General features: G+C 62.8%; 22 protein-coding genes. 3 read left to right on the top strand and 19 right to left on the bottom strand.

Features of this window, described 5'->3' with window-relative positions:
• Positions 1-77 precede the first annotated feature (77 nt).
• From GJA01_RS15640 to GJA01_RS13130, 9 genes are all read right to left on the bottom strand, one after another.
• The gene (locus GJA01_RS15640) at positions 78-206 is read right to left on the bottom strand and encodes a hypothetical protein (protein WP_255312283.1); all 129 of its coding nucleotides are present in this window, start codon (positions 204-206) and stop codon (positions 78-80) included.
• Positions 207-500: 294 nt separating this feature from the next.
• Positions 501-1,265 (bottom strand): hypothetical protein, encoded by a 765-nt coding sequence (locus GJA01_RS13095; RefSeq protein WP_062502452.1) that lies wholly within the window; start codon positions 1,263-1,265, stop codon positions 501-503.
• A gap of 108 nt (positions 1,266-1,373) precedes the next feature.
• Entirely contained in the window at positions 1,374-1,733 is a 360-nt protein-coding gene (locus GJA01_RS13100; protein WP_145993792.1) for a hypothetical protein, read from the bottom strand.
• Between the two features lie 38 nt (positions 1,734-1,771).
• Positions 1,772-2,071 (bottom strand): hypothetical protein, encoded by a 300-nt coding sequence (locus tag GJA01_RS13105; protein WP_062502454.1) that lies wholly within the window; start codon positions 2,069-2,071, stop codon positions 1,772-1,774.
• A 2-nt stretch (positions 2,072-2,073) separates the two neighbouring features.
• Positions 2,074-2,343 carry a DUF2312 domain-containing protein gene (locus GJA01_RS13110; RefSeq protein WP_062502455.1) on the bottom strand — a complete coding sequence of 90 codons (270 nt, stop codon included), beginning with the start codon at positions 2,341-2,343 and terminating at the stop codon, positions 2,074-2,076.
• A 14-nt stretch (positions 2,344-2,357) separates the two neighbouring features.
• Entirely contained in the window at positions 2,358-2,918 is a 561-nt protein-coding gene (locus GJA01_RS13115; RefSeq protein ID WP_062502456.1) for a hypothetical protein, read from the bottom strand.
• Complete coding sequence (locus GJA01_RS13120) at positions 2,915-4,267, bottom strand: DUF1173 family protein (protein ID WP_062502457.1); 1,353 nt, start codon at positions 4,265-4,267, stop codon at positions 2,915-2,917. The genes GJA01_RS13115 and GJA01_RS13120 overlap by 4 nt, the downstream gene beginning before the upstream one ends.
• Positions 4,260-4,829 carry a helix-turn-helix domain-containing protein gene (locus GJA01_RS13125; protein WP_253783061.1) on the bottom strand — a complete coding sequence of 190 codons (570 nt, stop codon included), beginning with the start codon at positions 4,827-4,829 and terminating at the stop codon, positions 4,260-4,262. Before GJA01_RS13125 ends, GJA01_RS13120 begins: the two co-directional genes overlap by 8 nt.
• 40 nt (positions 4,830-4,869) lie before the next feature.
• Complete coding sequence (locus GJA01_RS13130; RefSeq protein ID WP_062502458.1) at positions 4,870-5,328, bottom strand: hypothetical protein; 459 nt, start codon at positions 5,326-5,328, stop codon at positions 4,870-4,872.
• A 1-nt stretch (position 5,329) separates the two neighbouring features.
• Between GJA01_RS13130 and GJA01_RS13135 the strand changes: the two genes are divergently transcribed.
• Positions 5,330-5,923: a hypothetical protein gene (locus GJA01_RS13135; protein ID WP_062502459.1), complete on the top strand. Its 594-nt coding sequence runs from the start codon at positions 5,330-5,332 to the stop codon at positions 5,921-5,923.
• 37 nt (positions 5,924-5,960) lie between these two features.
• Here GJA01_RS13135 and GJA01_RS13140 read toward each other — a convergent pair whose 3' ends face one another.
• The 6 genes from GJA01_RS13140 to GJA01_RS13165 form a co-directional block, all read right to left on the bottom strand.
• Positions 5,961-6,380: a hypothetical protein gene (locus tag GJA01_RS13140; RefSeq protein ID WP_062502460.1), complete on the bottom strand. Its 420-nt coding sequence runs from the start codon at positions 6,378-6,380 to the stop codon at positions 5,961-5,963.
• Positions 6,370-6,615, bottom strand: a complete 246-nt coding sequence (locus tag GJA01_RS13145) for a type II toxin-antitoxin system prevent-host-death family antitoxin (protein ID WP_062502461.1) — start codon at positions 6,613-6,615, stop codon at positions 6,370-6,372. Before GJA01_RS13145 ends, GJA01_RS13140 begins: the two co-directional genes overlap by 11 nt.
• A 102-nt stretch (positions 6,616-6,717) precedes the next feature.
• Entirely contained in the window at positions 6,718-8,769 is a 2,052-nt protein-coding gene (locus tag GJA01_RS13150; RefSeq protein WP_099282418.1) for an ATP-dependent helicase, read from the bottom strand.
• Positions 8,735-9,418, bottom strand: a complete 684-nt coding sequence (locus GJA01_RS13155) for a hypothetical protein (protein ID WP_062502467.1) — start codon at positions 9,416-9,418, stop codon at positions 8,735-8,737. The genes GJA01_RS13150 and GJA01_RS13155 overlap by 35 nt, the downstream gene beginning before the upstream one ends.
• A gap of 14 nt (positions 9,419-9,432) precedes the next feature.
• Positions 9,433-10,401, bottom strand: coding sequence for a DUF3991 and toprim domain-containing protein (locus tag GJA01_RS13160; RefSeq protein WP_062502466.1), 969 nt, complete (start codon positions 10,399-10,401; stop codon positions 9,433-9,435).
• 412 nt (positions 10,402-10,813) lie between these two features.
• Positions 10,814-11,101, bottom strand: a complete 288-nt coding sequence (locus GJA01_RS13165) for a hypothetical protein (protein ID WP_145993794.1) — start codon at positions 11,099-11,101, stop codon at positions 10,814-10,816.
• Positions 11,102-11,311: 210 nt separating this feature from the next.
• Between GJA01_RS13165 and GJA01_RS13170 the strand changes: the two genes are divergently transcribed.
• On the top strand, positions 11,312-11,593 hold the full coding sequence (locus tag GJA01_RS13170; protein ID WP_061487350.1) for a WGR domain-containing protein: 282 nt from the start codon (positions 11,312-11,314) through the stop codon (positions 11,591-11,593).
• Here the strand turns inward: GJA01_RS13170 and GJA01_RS13175 are convergent, their stop codons facing one another.
• Positions 11,594-11,845 (bottom strand): hypothetical protein, encoded by a 252-nt coding sequence (locus GJA01_RS13175; RefSeq protein WP_061487349.1) that lies wholly within the window; start codon positions 11,843-11,845, stop codon positions 11,594-11,596.
• Positions 11,842-12,774, bottom strand: a complete 933-nt coding sequence (locus GJA01_RS13180) for a DNA/RNA non-specific endonuclease (RefSeq protein ID WP_253783066.1) — start codon at positions 12,772-12,774, stop codon at positions 11,842-11,844. The genes GJA01_RS13175 and GJA01_RS13180 overlap by 4 nt, the downstream gene beginning before the upstream one ends.
• A 39-nt stretch (positions 12,775-12,813) precedes the next feature.
• Here GJA01_RS13180 and GJA01_RS13185 point away from each other — a divergent pair, with 39 nt between their 5' ends.
• On the top strand, positions 12,814-13,314 hold the full coding sequence (locus tag GJA01_RS13185; protein WP_062502464.1) for a hypothetical protein: 501 nt from the start codon (positions 12,814-12,816) through the stop codon (positions 13,312-13,314).
• On the opposite strand, the gene GJA01_RS13190 is transcribed toward GJA01_RS13185, so the two are convergent.
• Positions 13,279-13,578 (bottom strand): hypothetical protein, encoded by a 300-nt coding sequence (locus tag GJA01_RS13190; RefSeq protein WP_099282426.1) that lies wholly within the window; start codon positions 13,576-13,578, stop codon positions 13,279-13,281. The genes GJA01_RS13185 and GJA01_RS13190 overlap by 36 nt on opposite strands.
• Positions 13,579-13,604: 26 nt before the next feature.
• Positions 13,605-14,102, bottom strand: coding sequence for a single-stranded DNA-binding protein (gene ssb, locus GJA01_RS13195; RefSeq protein ID WP_062502463.1), 498 nt, complete (start codon positions 14,100-14,102; stop codon positions 13,605-13,607).
• Between the last annotated feature and the right edge of the window lie 9 nt (positions 14,103-14,111).

Here is a 14,111-nt window from a genome sequence, read left to right on the forward strand (position 1 = left end):
CTGCCAATAAATGGCATTTTTATTTTGCATTACGGCGTCTTTTTTACTTGAAGAGAAGAAGTAAAGCATCTGCTTTACTAGACCATATCCTGCCGGGGTGCGGGGCGGCGAGCGCCCGCGACGGCGACGAGAGCGCAGGGGGTGGAGACGCTTTTCTGAGCCACATCCTGCCTCTGGCCGGACAGCCTCCCGGACGGGGTGTCCATACCGGAGCGTCCTGAGCAAGCCGGTCGGGTTGCGCCTGGTGCGGGCCTGAAGGCCTGCGCCAGACGCGGCCTGACCCAGGTGCGGCGAGGGGCGCGCAGCCGCGCCAGCGGGGGCCGTAAGGCCCGTGTGGACGCGCCGTCCGGGAGGGTGTCACGCTTTGCGCTGGATGCGGTGTCGGAAGCCCCGGAGCGTGCCTCCCTGACGCGCCGCAGGCGTGACAGGGAGGTCGAGGAGCCGTCCCACTCCCCTCACCCGCCCCCTCCTGCCTCTCCCCCGGATTGCACGGCCGGAGATCAGAACAGTATTTCACCTGCCTCCCCCTCTTCGGCTGCACGCTCTTCTGCCCCACCTGACGTTGCGACCTGCTTCCGTTCCGCCCTCTCCCATTCCGTGATCACCCAATGCGGAAGCACGGGAACACACTGCCTGACGATATCGAGCGAAACCGCCGTGGTGGATCCAAAACCCCCGTAGGTATCCACCGCACCAAAAAACCATGCGCGTGCATGAGGAGGGTAAAGGGCCAGCACACAGGCCTCCCCCTCCTCTCCCGTCTCGGGCAACCAGATCAGCGTGATCTCATAAGGGGCATGCTCGGAGACAATCCGCCAGCCACGGGCGAGAACAGCCTTGCGGCGAAGTCGCCCGAAATGCGCGTCCAGTCCCACATCCCTGATCGCCGTCAGGCTCTGCGGAAGCCTGCGGAACAGAACCAGAAGATGTCGTCGCGCCAGTTCGGCGGGGTCAGTATAGTCCGCTTCATGACACGGCAGAAACGACACCACATACTGCTGCTCTCCTCCCGCCCATGCGGCAACACCGCCAAGCAGGAAGTTGCAGCTTTCAGGATGGTAGGCGCACAGGATGCGCGCATCCGGAAAACGGCGCGCCAGTTCGTCGCCGGCTTCATAGGCTGCTGCGTCATGCCTGCCAGTCAGATCGAAACGCAGCGCTCCGTCCGCATCGCGTTGGCTTTTACACCCCATATACCGGGCCACCGCCTCAAGCGTCGCCAGCGGGGCTCTCACCGTGAAGATGTTGACCGCATAATTCGTCATGCCGCATTCCCCGCCGACGCTCTCGCAGCCCTTCTCGAGGGAACGTCCCTGAAGGCTGTCCGCACATCCGAAGGCTTCCGGCTTGTGTCCGTCACGCCAACAGGCACGTCATCCGATCAGGACGCGCGCAAGCCCACCCAGACAGACGGCTCCAAAGCGCAGCCAGCGTATACGCCGCACCGCTGAGCGGGCGCGACCGCGCATCAACCGCTCAAGCCATCGCCCTGCGGCGAATGACCCGATGAACAGACTCCCCCACGCCCAGTCGGAGAGGGTCAGCAGGCTCGGACCAAGCGCTCCGATCGTCCAGCGACCCGGCGTCCCGAACATGTCAAGGCAGGCGAAGCCATCCAGCATGTCGGACAGCACAGCGAACAGGACCGCCAGCCAGAACGCACGGCCAGAAGGCGCGGGAACCGGTTGAGAGAGAGACTGTCCGACCCGCTCCGGAATGGAGCACGTGCTCACGGGCGTTTCTCTCCAGCCATGGCCGACATATTGGCGCATCATCGACCGCCATGCAGAATGCGCCAGCAGGACAGCACGGTCATGACCAGAGCAACAAACAGGAACACGGCCCGTATCGTTGCCACGAGTGCCGGATCCCGCCCTTCACCCGGTTTGCGGTTCCGCTCGGCCCATGCGGCCCACAATCCCGCCAGCAGGAAGAGGGAACCTGCCAGCAGCCCGAAACCTGGCAGAAGAAAGCCCAGCATGATCAGCCCTGTGCTGGCTGTGGTCGGAATCAGACGTCCGATGGTGCAGCCCTGCTGACGTAACCAGCTTCCGGACGTGCCCCGGTCCATCCTCACAGACCCAGCGCACGGCGGTAGATCGCCAGAAGCGTTTCCTCCGCCTCCACCTCGGCCGGCTCCCGCCGCCGCAGGCGCAGCAGCTGGCGGATCACTTTCACATCGAACCCGGCGCTTTTCGCTTCGGCGAAAATGTCGCCAATGTCCCCCGTCAGAGCCTTGCGCTCGGCCTCGAGCCGCTCAACCCGTTCGATGATCGAACGCAGCCGATCGGCCGCGATACCGCCGACGGCCGTGTCCACAGGTCGCTCCAGTGTCTCACTCATGAGCAATCTCCTTTCTAAATGTCCGCACGGACCCCAGCCGGACGCGGCAGGTCACGGTGGCCATCCGCAAGCGCCTCCAGCCAGCGTGACTCCCGCGATGCCAGAAGACCCTGTCCCTCAAGGATCCGCCGCAGGGTTGTCCGGTGCGTCCCCATCCTGTCCGCCAGCTGGCGTTCCGACCAGCCGATCACGATCAGCGCGCAGGTCACACCTGCCGCGTCCAGATCCGGTCGGTTGCCGGCACGCGGCACAGCACGGGCCAGGGGACTGGACAAGCGACGATGCAGTCTCGCCAGTTCCGTGAGCCAGGCGACAAACGCCGGGTCAGCTGGCGCAGCACCGTCCCGCCAGCGTGTGATCCTGTCGCGTGACACGCCTGAGCGTCGCGCCGCCTGACGCACTCCCCAGCCAATCTCTCTGAGCATCCGGCGCACCTCTCCCAGCCTGGTCCGGTGACGAAACGGAAAAACGGATGGCAAGATCAGCGCAGAACGCTCTTCGTCCCCGCGTTTTCCACATGGGTGTCCACCGTTTTTGTGGACAATCTGGCAGGGCCCGAGGACAGCGGTGATCATGACGGCTCCCCTTTCTGGGCGACGGCGGGCGGAAAGGGCGGCCATATCGCATCGCGTGTGGCATCCCAGAACCACCAGCCCTCCACGCCGTAGACACTGGTGTAATGGCGCGCCTTTTCCTCACGTCGCGCGGCGTAAGCTTCGTCGTCACGACCGAAGACTTCCATGGGGGTCCCGCGCGGCGCGCCCGTGTCCAGCAATTCGAAATCGGGATGCACCACATCGCGTCCCGCATCGTAGCGCAACGGCTTGCGGAAATACCGCTCCTCTTCCTGCAGAGCCCTGAGAACGGCGAGTTCATGACTGCTGGCAACTGGAATGAGGGACGGGCCAACCTCCATCAGGGCAATTCCGTCCGCCCAGGCCAGGCGCACTGTCTGTCCGTCACGCTCCACCTGACGCACCCGGGCCAGCACAAGCGCCACCACCCGGACAGCCCGCTCCCTGCGCGGCTGCTGCAGAACCCGCCATGCCCAGGGAAAACTCCGCTCAAGGCGGGCGGCGAGCGCCTCTGTCCCGCACACAAACAGCCCGTATGCGCGCACCCCATCAAAAACTAGCCGCAGTCGTTCCGGCGGGGGCGGCGCACCATCCTCCCCGGCCGGCGCGGGCCGGTATCGCTCCAGACGGTCCACCACGCCAAGCAGCAACACCCGTTGCGCTTCCCCGCAGGCCTGGACGGTTTCCGCCAGGAGCGCAGGCCCATCCGGATCGCGATATCCGATCGTCGCCAGATGATCCGCCAGCGTCGCCCGACCGGCCACCAGCCCTGTGGCTGCCTGCTCCAGTGCCGCACGAACGGCAGGCCACCACGCCCGACGCCGTACATCCGACCGGGACCAGGTCGTCAGGCCACCTTCTTCCCACAACAGATGCAAAAGCCCGAGTAGACGCATGCTCGCCTGGCGGGGCTGCCCACCGCCCTGCCGCCCCGGCTCCCCGTCCCGGGGGACAGACGGTGTGGTCGCACGCTCGCGCACGGCCAGCCCCTGCTCCAGCGTGATCCGCAGGCGGCCATCCGGCAGTTCCCGAATGACACCATCCTCATACCCGGACCGGCCTGACCGACGCGGGTCGTTCTCATGAAACGGGCAGGAGGCGTCATGGAGTGCCCCCTCCCCGGGCATCCGCGCAAGACAAAAGCGCAGCGGGCCGCGCCCCTGCCGACCCAGCGCCCGGACCGAGAGCGCGAGCGGTCGTCCCCCAACCCGGCAATCACACTGTGGCCGCGCCTGCGGGTCGCCATGGACTGCGGCCAGCAGGGTCTGCCAATACGCGGCACGTTCCGTGTCCTGCGCCCAGGACAGACGGCCGCGCCGCCCGTCCGGAAAGGTGATCCAGTCACCCATGGCGCGCCACGTCAGCAAAAATGCGTTCGACCGCGCCACGCCGGATATGGCCGGCCATACGGGATGAGACGAGCCGGTAACATCCCCGACGCGTCTTCGCCCGGCACTCCTCCACGAGGCCGGCCTGCTCGAGCGCGTTGATCGTCGCCTCGACAGCGGCAAAGGACACGCCGAGCCATTCCGCGAGCTGCCGGGGCGTGTCATGCCGGGTCAGGCCCGCCAGTACCAGATCCTCCAACGGAGCGGGGGTGACCGGGCGGGTGGCGGGCATCCAGGGAACCCGGGCGTAGACACAATGCCCCAGAGCCGCGATCTCGCCCGCCTGAACCATATCGGTAAGAACCACAGGCAACGCGCCGGCCTCCCGTGCCTCAAGACCGGCCCGCAGTTCCAGCACGCCATGGGGGCCACGCATCAGTGCGGCGCGGACATGCTGCATGACGGCGTAATGGACCTCTTCCCGCTCGCGCTCTTCAAGCGCGTCATAAGGATGCGCGCGGGCCTGCCGGTCATCGATCATCTGCATTCTTCGGGCTCCTGTCTGAATTGCGACACTCCTCATCCTACACTCTGCGTTTGTGAGTGCGCGCAAGAGCCGGATGTCACCACTGCCCCGATGCCTTCATGCAGACGATCGCCTGCCGCAGATCAAAAGCGCCGAGTATCAGCCAGAGCAGAGTCAGCAGAACAGGCATCAGGCCGGGCCAGAACAGCCCCTTCCGGACCTGAACTCCAAACACAACCAGCGCGGCCAGACCAAGGGAGAGCAGCAGGCTTTCTGCTGCCATAGTCCAGACCATGCGGACGTCGAACGGAAAAGGGAGCCAGCCCAGCCCGAAGATCAGGGATACGATCAGAAGGGCCGGCATCCGCCACGCAAAGCGCGGGACCTGTCCACCGGACGAGGTCGGCGCGGCGCGTAAAGAGGGATCATGTTTCATGGGCATCAGGATGCGCGCGTCATTTGTGAGTGCGCGCACCGCGATGAAAAAGAGCGCCAACAGGCCATTGGAGAGGGGAATTCGCCATAATGTCGCCACATAGGCTCCAGACATCAGCACCGTGCCGTATCCGTATCATCCTGACCCTCTGACCCCTCCCCAGCGTCTGCTGGGCCACGTCGCCCAGCTGCTTGCCAGGCTGGCTGCGGTCTCCATCATCCTCTCCTGGGGTGGCGTCACGGCCTTCAACATGACGCACGGTCGGGCCGCCTGGGGCGTCAGTCTGGGTGTCCTCGCCCTCTATCCGGCTCTCGCCTGCCTGACGGGCAGTTTCGGGGTGATGCTGATCAGGCGGCCGTCTGTCATACGTGTAAGTCTTGCTCTTGTAACCGGGGCTCTTGCCTGGGTCGCCGCACTGGCCAGCTGTACGACCTATGATGCAGTGCGGGCCACGACCGCACGTTTTGAGGCGAGCCTCCATGAAATGGCGGACGAAGGTCGCAACGGGCGATTACCGCCGGTCGAAGCAGAAATGACAGTGGAGGCTCTCAGGCGTCTGGGCCCTTACGCCATCAGGCCGCCGCTCTCGTGGGTTACGCTGGCCTGCGCAGCCCTTGATCCGCGTACACCGGACGGCCTGTTCCGGGGAATCAGTCATCCCGGCACGCAGCCATTGCCCCATGATGTCGAGGCAGAGGAGAACGGTCCGGTCTGATTATCATCCACCAAAGGAAATTATTGGGTTTGCAAACTCAGTTCCGGTTTGCAATCCGAAGACTGCGCTCCGCATGTATTGTCCTGATAAGACGCGCAAGATGCTCAACAAACACCGGACTGAAAGACCCGCGCGGGGTACGATCCTCCAATGTATAGGATTGCTCAAGAATATCGTAATTCACTTCGTCGACGATAACCCATAAACGCAGATCCGGATCGAGCTTCGCCCGTCGGGCCTCGGTCTCCGGAACTGGAACAGCCTGACGATCACTGTTCGGCTCCTTTGTCGTAATCGGGGCAATAAAGAGATGGTGCAACCCCTTCCTGTCGACAGCGACCACGACAACGCAACTTGGACGCCTTTTCCGGCCTTCTGTCTCGCCCCGCTGATCCTGCCATTTCCAAAGGTAATGATAATCGATGACCTGTCCCGGCTGCGGAAAGTCAGCGGCCATGAATGAGGTCCTCAAGCCCCTGTTCAAACAGAGCCGCGACGTCCTGCGGCATCTGGCCGACGGCGTAAGCTTTCTGACTGCCCTTGTCCTGATTGGTCAGCGTTTCATACCGCTCCATCGACATGACAACAAAACGAGGCTTACGGTGCTTTGTGATGGCGACCGGAGCCACGGCCGCTGCCTCGAAAAGGTCACCTGTGTTGCGTGTCAGATCTGCCGCAGCAAACTGCTTCATTTATCCTGTTCCTTTCTGATCCAGCTTCCGGAATATACAGAAAATACGGATATCGTGCAATTTCAATTACGCCCAGTCGGTCGATAACGAAGCTTTTCTCCCTCAGAAGCCCATTGCCGCGATCTGATCGGCCAGACTGCCCGCCTGACGCTTCACAAAACGGGGGTTGCGCCTTACTTCGCGCGCCCATCCGTCGCGCTTGGCCTGCGCGGGGATCTCATCGATGAAGCTGTTCGCTCCCGCTGGCCGACCATTACGCCACGCACACCACGAAATCGCCACACGGCGTCGCCCACGGGTCAGGGCCACATAGGCAAGCCGGCGTTCCTCGTCCTGATCAGGATTGGCGCGTGAGGGAAACAGCGTGTCTTCCCACCCCAGGAGAAACACGTGCCCGAACTCCAGCCCCTTCGACCCATGGATCGTCATCAGCTTCACCCGGCCGAGAGCATCCTCACCATGTTTCGCGGATCCAAGTGCGGCATGATCGAAGAGATCCTCCACCACCGTGAAGTCGCGCGCGAGTTCGAGCAGCTCATGAAGGTTTTCTAGAGCCGCACGCCCCTCTTCACCCGCGGCGCGGTGCATGTCAGCATACCCACTCTCCTCGACAAGACGCCCGATCCGTTCGCTCAGGGAAGGGTCCTCACTCTGTCCCACCGATCGGACAAGCGCCAGAAAGGCCTGAAGCCTGCGTGCGGCTTTTCCATTGGCGCGCGCGACAGACATCTCGGCCGCCCGAAACAGGGACACAGCCTCCTCATCCGCAAGCTGTTCAAGTCTCGCAAGCGTTTTAGCCCCGATCCCCCGGGCCGGCTGGTTCACCACACGACGGAACGCGTCATCGGACTGGCGTTCATCCGGGCAGCAGGACAGTCGCAGCAGAGCCAGTGCATCCCGAATGACCGCGCGTTGCCAGAAAGCTGTGTCATTGACGAGCTCATACGGAATTTTTGAACGCAGCAGCTGCTCTTCCACAATCCGGGAAAGGAAGTTGTAGCGATAAAGAATGGCCATCTCTTCATAGGGAACACCCTCGGCAGCCCGACGGCCGATCTCGGCAGCAATCCCCTGCGCTTCCTCCAGACTGCCCGTCCAGGACACGATTTCGAGTGGCGCACCCTCTCCGGATGCTGTATAAAGGGTCTTCTCCAGTCGGCTGGAATCGCCTGCGATCACGGCGTTGGCGGCGGCAAGAATATGGCCTGTCGAGCGGAAGTTCTCTTCAAGAGCAATCATCCGCCCGTCCGGAAATTCCCTTAGAAAATTACGGATAATCGCAACATTGGCGCCGCGCCAGCCGTAGATGCTCTGCGCGTCGTCGCCGACGACGAAGAGCTCGCCGTGATCCCGCGCCAGGGCCCGGAGCCAGAGAAACTGCAACCGGTTGACGTCCTGGAATTCGTCAGCCAGCACCGCATCGAAGCGGGCCGCCCAGTCCTGTCGATAGGTCTCATCGCGGAGCATGGTGACGGTCGGCCAGAGCAGCAGATCGGTAAAGTCCGCCATATTGGCTTCACGCAACATCGCCTGATAGGCCGGATAAAGCGCAGCCGCGTCCCGCCAGGCCATGATATCATCCGGATCGGCGAGCTTGCGGCTGGCGATCAGCCCCTCGGTGGAAATGATCGCCTGTTCGGGCAGGATCATGTCTTCCTTGAGCATGGCAATCCGTGTGGCGATGGACTTCACACGGCGCCGGAACGTTTCACCATCATCGTCTTCCATGATCCCGGCATCACGCGCTTTTTCCAGAAGACGACGCACAATACGCCTGCTGTCCTCGGCATCGCAGATATCGAAGCCCGGCCGGAGACCGGCAATATCGGGGTCGGTCCGGAGCTGACGGCGGCCATGAGCATGAAATGTCCCGACCCAGTAGGGTGCGCGCTCGGCTCCCAGAGCCGTGGCGATCCGGGATTTCATCTCTGCGGCGGCCTTGTTGGTGAAGGTCACCGCCAGAATACGATGTGGCGCCATACCGCGCCGGACGATACGGTCGACAATACCGGCTACAAGCGTGCGGGTCTTGCCTGTGCCCGCGCCGGCCAGCACAACCACGGCGCCTGCCTGTCCCGCGGCTTCCCGCTGTGCGGGCGTCAGTCCGGCAAGGCCGTCATCAGCCACGGCGGGACTGGGGAACCTCGTCTCCATGCAGCACCTCCTTCCACTCTGCCTGGGTGGGATCAAGAGTGATTTCCCTGGCAGGCCAGATCATCAGATGCACCGGACGCGTGAAATCCCAGCCACCAGCCGCATCCAGCGCACCGGCGATCACCAGCCCTCTGGTGACCTCGTCGCCCCGATGGAACTCGACAAAGCACTCCGGGAATACTGGCTGCCCGTGCACCCGGGACCAGACACCCCAGGCGTCGGTCTTTCTGCGATCGGACGCCCACCGAGCCGTGATCTCGGCAAGTTGCCCCAGCAGGGTGACTGCATCCGGTCGTCCGGGATTGCGATTGGTTCCGGGGACGGTGCCGATGACCGAAACCGTCGCCGTGCCATGCATAACCGGCACGAAGGCACCCGAGGCCGCGATATCCGTGGTGAACATCACGAACGCCTCCTCCAGGTTCCAGCCGTGGCGGGCGGACGTTCCGCTCACGACCAGCCCCGTGATGGTCTTTCCCCCGATCTCGCACCGCACGAGCACCCAGGGAATGGAGCGACCGAGCTCCGGCTCGTCCTCCAGATAGCGTTCCGCACCCGGGTGAGCCCGGAAAGCTGTCTGCAGGGCTTCATTGGTTTCAAGGCCGGGAAACAGCGCCTCCATTTCCCGCCGTGCCTGTTCAGGATTCATCCCGTTCTCCTTTCTTACGCCGCCCTGGTGGCGCGATCGGCTACCACGCGTCGCAGCATGTCGTTGAAATCGTTCAGGCCCCATGCGGGAACCAGTCGGGAGCAGGGCACACCGGCTTCTCTGGCCAACCCTTCGAGCCGGGCGGCATACCGGTCGCCCGCCTTGTCATTATTGGTTGCGATGACAAGAGACGCGCCTGTTTCCCGGACCATGGCACGCAGATGAGCGCGGATGGCGTCTTCCGTATCCGGTCCCATGCCCCCTGCCGTCGAGGTATAAAGGGTGTCCGTCGTACGTGCGCCGTCCAGCGCGGCGAAGGAGAGAGCATCGATGGCGGCCTCGCAGACCACCAGACGGCGCACCACAGGACCACCCCCGGGCAGGTAGCGGAACAGTGTCTTGACGGACCCCTTGAGGCACAGATGGGTTTCAGGTCCCCGCAGTTCGGCGCCACACACCTGCCCCTGTGCGTCACGATGGCAGAACCATGCGGCATGCACACCATCCCGCAGGCAACCACCAGCCACGGCGCGCCGGACGACCCAGTCGGGAAGAGCCCGCTCGAGCGTGAGGTAAGTCCAGATCCGGCTTTCCGGGGTCAGGGGCCCGCGTCTGTCCCATCGGGCGGCAGGCGGCACGATGTCCCCTTCCTTCGCCCCACGCTGCCGGACGAAGACCGCCCCTTCAGGTTCGACGCCAACCATCCGGCCCAGAGCGACACAGGTATCACGCCAGCCAAGATCAGGCTCCAGACGACGCATCAGATCGAACACGTCCCCCTTCTCCTCGGATCCGGTATCCCACCAGCCGCGGCCATGATGGTTGACGATGATCGGATACCCATCATCCTGGCGATATTTGAGGCAGTTGCGCGTACTTTCCTTTTTGTCGAGGCCATAGCCGTGACGTTCCAGAAGCAGCGCGCAGGAGACCCCGCTCACAATCTGGCTGCGATCTGTATCGGACAGTTCGAAACGGGCCATTTCAGAACTCCTTTTGGTGCCGGGCGGAGCGCTGGTTCCAGCACCTCAACACCCTCTTGATTACTCGATCAGAATAAGCAAAACCCTCGGGAAAATCAAGTAAAAACAGAGATTTACATAAATAAAACCGTCACCCGGGCAAGGGAAGTCACAGTAATGGCCCGGTAAAAAAAATCACGCGTGAAGTAAAGAAAAATAACAGCCTTTCGTTCGACCCGTGCCGGAGGCAAAGGGACGAAAGCAGCGCAGCGACGCCTTTCGTCCCGACACTGTCAGGACTGCCGCAAACGGAACGCAGGTCCTGGGTCATCTCAGGGGACCCGTCTGCACAAGCGACCGCAGGGAGCGCGGAAGATGGGGTGGATGATCCCATGGACCGGAGTGAGGCTTGTGGCCCTGCTCCGCGCGCCCGTTATGAGCCTGTCTGGCGTGCGATGCGCCACAACCGCCTGACCCCCTTCCCGGCCAGTAGTGCGCTGGCAATAAGACAGCAGAGACCAACTGCCAGCACGATCACCATGCCCGCGCCTTCCAGGCCGGCACTTGCTGTGTCACGGAGCTGCCCACCGACCCCCTGACAGACCAGGACTGGATCACCGTTGCAGAGGTCCTGTTCATCGTGCCAGACCGCAAAGGCGCTCAGGCCGCCTGCTGTCAACGCGCCCGCCGCAATGCCCCACAGCACGTCGTTCTGCATCACGTTTCCTCCTTTTATACCTGATTCCTTTTCCATGATCGTCGCGGCATATGTGAGTGCCCACATCCTGCTTAACCTAGCCTGCCACTGAAGAGAGGATGGTCGAAATTCCGCAAACCTGTTATACTGGCGACAAGCTGTCTCACCGCACCGACAGATGGTTGGTGCGGGCACCTTAGCAGACCTGTCCGGACCATTTTCCGAGGCCCCGCCATGCGAATGCACCGCGCCGTTGCGCCAGCCGAACCACAGACCGACCTGTTCCCGCTCCGCGCCCATCTGCGCCGGATCCGGCCTGAGAAAAATGAATGGCGTTTTTATACGCTCACAATCCAGCCAGACCTGTTCGGAGGCGCAACACTTGTCCGGCACTGGGGACGGATTGGCACCGCAGGGTCCCAACGCCTTGACCTTCATCCCGATCAGGGGGCCGCCGCCAACGCGCTTGCCGCCATGATCAGATATCGCCGCAAGCGCGGCTATGCGATGGTGTGACTATGCGAACGGGTTTTTTACTGGATGGGACGTCTCTCCGGACGGAGTCCGTTCCGGCAGATCAGGCTCCGATTGCAACCGTGTGATAACCGCATCCAGAACTGACTTCAGCGCCCGTGCGTTTTCAAGACTGTTGCGATCACGACCCAGTGTCAGGCGACCATAGATCTCGATACGGTCCGCACCGTTCTCAACCGTCATCCCCGCGATCCCGACACTTTCACCGTGATCGTCAAACGGCATGAAACTCATGGTTTTTCCTCCCATTTGCGTGACAGGGCCCGCAAAGCCTCCCGGCCGGCACGTCTGACCGCCTGCCAGTCGGGACCCTGGCCATAAGACTGACGCTCCCGGCTCACGTCACGCACGTGCGGCCGATAAGGGCTCGCTTCGGGTCGTGGCAGGTCAGGGGGCTGCGCCTTCACTGTGTTGGACAGCGCCGGAAACGGGTCAATACCGACATCGGACACCAGTTGGGCGATACTGAGCGTGGTACAGGTGGGCGTCTCGGTATTCCGGCAGACATATGCCCCGCTCCGACCACTTACCGGATCATAGATCGCCTTCCATGTCGCAGCCGGTACAAACACGTTATCACTCCCAATTGCCCGGACATCGTCATCAAAAGCCGGCCCCGTGACAACATACACACTCCCGTCCTGATGAACGAGATCACGCACGGCCATTTCCACCCCTGCCCAGATGCCTTCATTCAGCGCGGGTGTCTGGGGTACGACATTGGCGAGCGAGAAGGTCTGCTCCTGAGCCTGCCTGTCCGCCGCGTCGCCACTGGGCGTGAGATGCCCCCGGTCATATCCGGATCCCCGATAGTCAGACAGCCGGGCCCCGTCCCCGTCCGGCAGGCGGCTGTCCCCATGAAAATACCGCGTAACCCGCCCGACCCTCACAGCGCCTTCCAGATCTTCTTCCGTAAGACGCTCTGCCGACCAGAGCGGCTCATGCGCGAGCCCGGAATGCAGGGCGGCATAGCTCCGATTGCACAGTAATGTGGTTCGGGCAGCAAGTTTCGGATTCACCAGAACCGGCAACCTGTTCTCTACCCCAAACATGGAACACCCGGCCGCCTGCGCGCCGCTCCCGACCACCAGGCCGCAAAGCAGCATGCCCAGCCTCCAGAGCCTCGCGCGCGCTGCATGGCCTTTTCCGGACGCTTCTGTCATGCTTTTCTCCTGTCTCATCATAATCAGCCGGGTTAAAGCATGGCCCCTCCCTTTGTGAGTGCTGTTCTGCATCGTTTTCCGGTGGAGCGACGACGGACGCCCGACCTTGCGCTCCTGATCGAACTGATCCCGCCTTTTGATGCCATGTGTGCCCGCCTCGCAGCAGTCGGGCTCCCTCGCCCGCCCTCGCATCTCCGCCTGTGGTATGAAGGCCAGAAAATCGGGCAGGACATGCTCGCTGACCTCACCGTGCCGGACAATCCGGCTACCGCCAGCCGCCTACTGACGCGCCACTTCCAGCCGATGATTGATCTGGCGATCCTTCATCTGTCACAGGCGCGCGATGCCCTGTGGCAGGCAGAGCGGGACGATGCCATCGCACCGTCTTCTCCGGCGATGCAGGGGCGGCCCGCGCTCCTCGAACGCGAAAGCTGGGAGCGGGCAGAATACACGCTCGCCGCCTGGGAAGTCTTTGCGGCAGCCATTCGCGCGCGGAGCGATCCCTCAGTCCGCGGCATCGAGCAGAAGACGGTGCGCTGAACGATGAACCCCGGCCGCTTCGCGCCGCCAGGCTGCGCGGACCGATGCCGCAACACCTGGATACCGCGCTTCGACCTCCAGTCGTGACGCTTCGCGCAGGAAGCGTTTCGCAATACCGATCCGTGCGCCTGTGGTCGTCGCCCGATGGAAGACAGGGCCTGTGCCCCCGCGTTCGATATCATGCCGGTTGCACGCCATGGTGGTTCTCTCCTGTTTTTTTTCCGGATGCGACCGCGTCAGCGGTCCGGCCGGCATGCGTCGCATGCCGGGTCTTTCCCTCTCATGACGGCTCAGTCAAAGCACGCCGCAAAGGGAATATCATCGCTCATCCCCGCTCCTGGACTTCCACCTGCGGCAGACGTATCACTCCGGGATTGCGGGGGCGTACGGGACGGACGGTCATCCAGACCATACCGGCTCTCGTCACTCTGGCTAACGCCACTGTCCAGGGGCTCAAGTTCACCGCGATACCGATCCAGAACAACTTCGGTCGTATAACGATCCTCGCCTGACTGATCGGTCCATTTCCGGGTCTGCAGCATCCCCTCGAGATAGATCTTGCGTCCCTTGCGCAGAAAGCGATCAGCAAAATCCGCAATCCGTTCGTTGAAAATAACGATGCGATGCCATTCGGTGCGTTCGCGTCGCTCTCCTGACTGGCGGTCATTCCAGGTTTCGCTTGTCGCCAGTGTGAAACTGACAATCTTCATGCCGCTCTGCGTATGACGGACTTCCGGGTCACGTCCCAGATTGCCCACGAGAATGACTTTGTTGACGGTTCCGGCCATGGCCTGCCC

Source organism: Gluconobacter japonicus, from assembly GCF_002723975.1.
Classification (GTDB): Bacteria; Pseudomonadota; Alphaproteobacteria; order Acetobacterales; family Acetobacteraceae; genus Gluconobacter; species Gluconobacter japonicus.

What these genes read in the sequence shown, in the direction of transcription:
- GJA01_RS13145 (WP_062502461.1), bottom strand. Translation starts at nt 6,615, where the DNA reads ATGAAGCAGTTTGCTGCGGCAGATCTGACACGCAACACAGGTGACCTT.
- GJA01_RS15640 (WP_255312283.1), bottom strand. Translation starts at nt 206, where the DNA reads ATGGACACCCCGTCCGGGAGGCTGTCCGGCCAGAGGCAGGATGTGGCT.
- GJA01_RS13155 (WP_062502467.1), bottom strand. Translation starts at nt 9,418, where the DNA reads ATGAATCCTGAACAGGCACGGCGGGAAATGGAGGCGCTGTTTCCCGGC.
- GJA01_RS13190 (WP_099282426.1), bottom strand. Translation starts at nt 13,578, where the DNA reads ATGCGACGCATGCCGGCCGGACCGCTGACGCGGTCGCATCCGGAAAAA.
- GJA01_RS13095 (WP_062502452.1), bottom strand. Translation starts at nt 1,265, where the DNA reads ATGACGAATTATGCGGTCAACATCTTCACGGTGAGAGCCCCGCTGGCG.
- GJA01_RS13150 (WP_099282418.1), bottom strand. Translation starts at nt 8,769, where the DNA reads ATGGAGACGAGGTTCCCCAGTCCCGCCGTGGCTGATGACGGCCTTGCC.
- GJA01_RS13160 (WP_062502466.1), bottom strand. Translation starts at nt 10,401, where the DNA reads ATGGCCCGTTTCGAACTGTCCGATACAGATCGCAGCCAGATTGTGAGC.
- GJA01_RS13185 (WP_062502464.1), top strand. Translation starts at nt 12,814, where the DNA reads ATGGCCCCTCCCTTTGTGAGTGCTGTTCTGCATCGTTTTCCGGTGGAG.
- GJA01_RS13140 (WP_062502460.1), bottom strand. Translation starts at nt 6,380, where the DNA reads ATGGCCGCTGACTTTCCGCAGCCGGGACAGGTCATCGATTATCATTAC.
- GJA01_RS13105 (WP_062502454.1), bottom strand. Translation starts at nt 2,071, where the DNA reads ATGGACCGGGGCACGTCCGGAAGCTGGTTACGTCAGCAGGGCTGCACC.
- GJA01_RS13125 (WP_253783061.1), bottom strand. Translation starts at nt 4,829, where the DNA reads ATGAGGAGTGTCGCAATTCAGACAGGAGCCCGAAGAATGCAGATGATC.
- GJA01_RS13170 (WP_061487350.1), top strand. Translation starts at nt 11,312, where the DNA reads ATGCGAATGCACCGCGCCGTTGCGCCAGCCGAACCACAGACCGACCTG.
- GJA01_RS13175 (WP_061487349.1), bottom strand. Translation starts at nt 11,845, where the DNA reads ATGAGTTTCATGCCGTTTGACGATCACGGTGAAAGTGTCGGGATCGCG.
- ssb (WP_062502463.1), bottom strand. Translation starts at nt 14,102, where the DNA reads ATGGCCGGAACCGTCAACAAAGTCATTCTCGTGGGCAATCTGGGACGT.
- GJA01_RS13180 (WP_253783066.1), bottom strand. Translation starts at nt 12,774, where the DNA reads ATGACAGAAGCGTCCGGAAAAGGCCATGCAGCGCGCGCGAGGCTCTGG.
- GJA01_RS13120 (WP_062502457.1), bottom strand. Translation starts at nt 4,267, where the DNA reads ATGGGTGACTGGATCACCTTTCCGGACGGGCGGCGCGGCCGTCTGTCC.
- GJA01_RS13115 (WP_062502456.1), bottom strand. Translation starts at nt 2,918, where the DNA reads ATGATCACCGCTGTCCTCGGGCCCTGCCAGATTGTCCACAAAAACGGT.
- GJA01_RS13110 (WP_062502455.1), bottom strand. Translation starts at nt 2,343, where the DNA reads ATGAGTGAGACACTGGAGCGACCTGTGGACACGGCCGTCGGCGGTATC.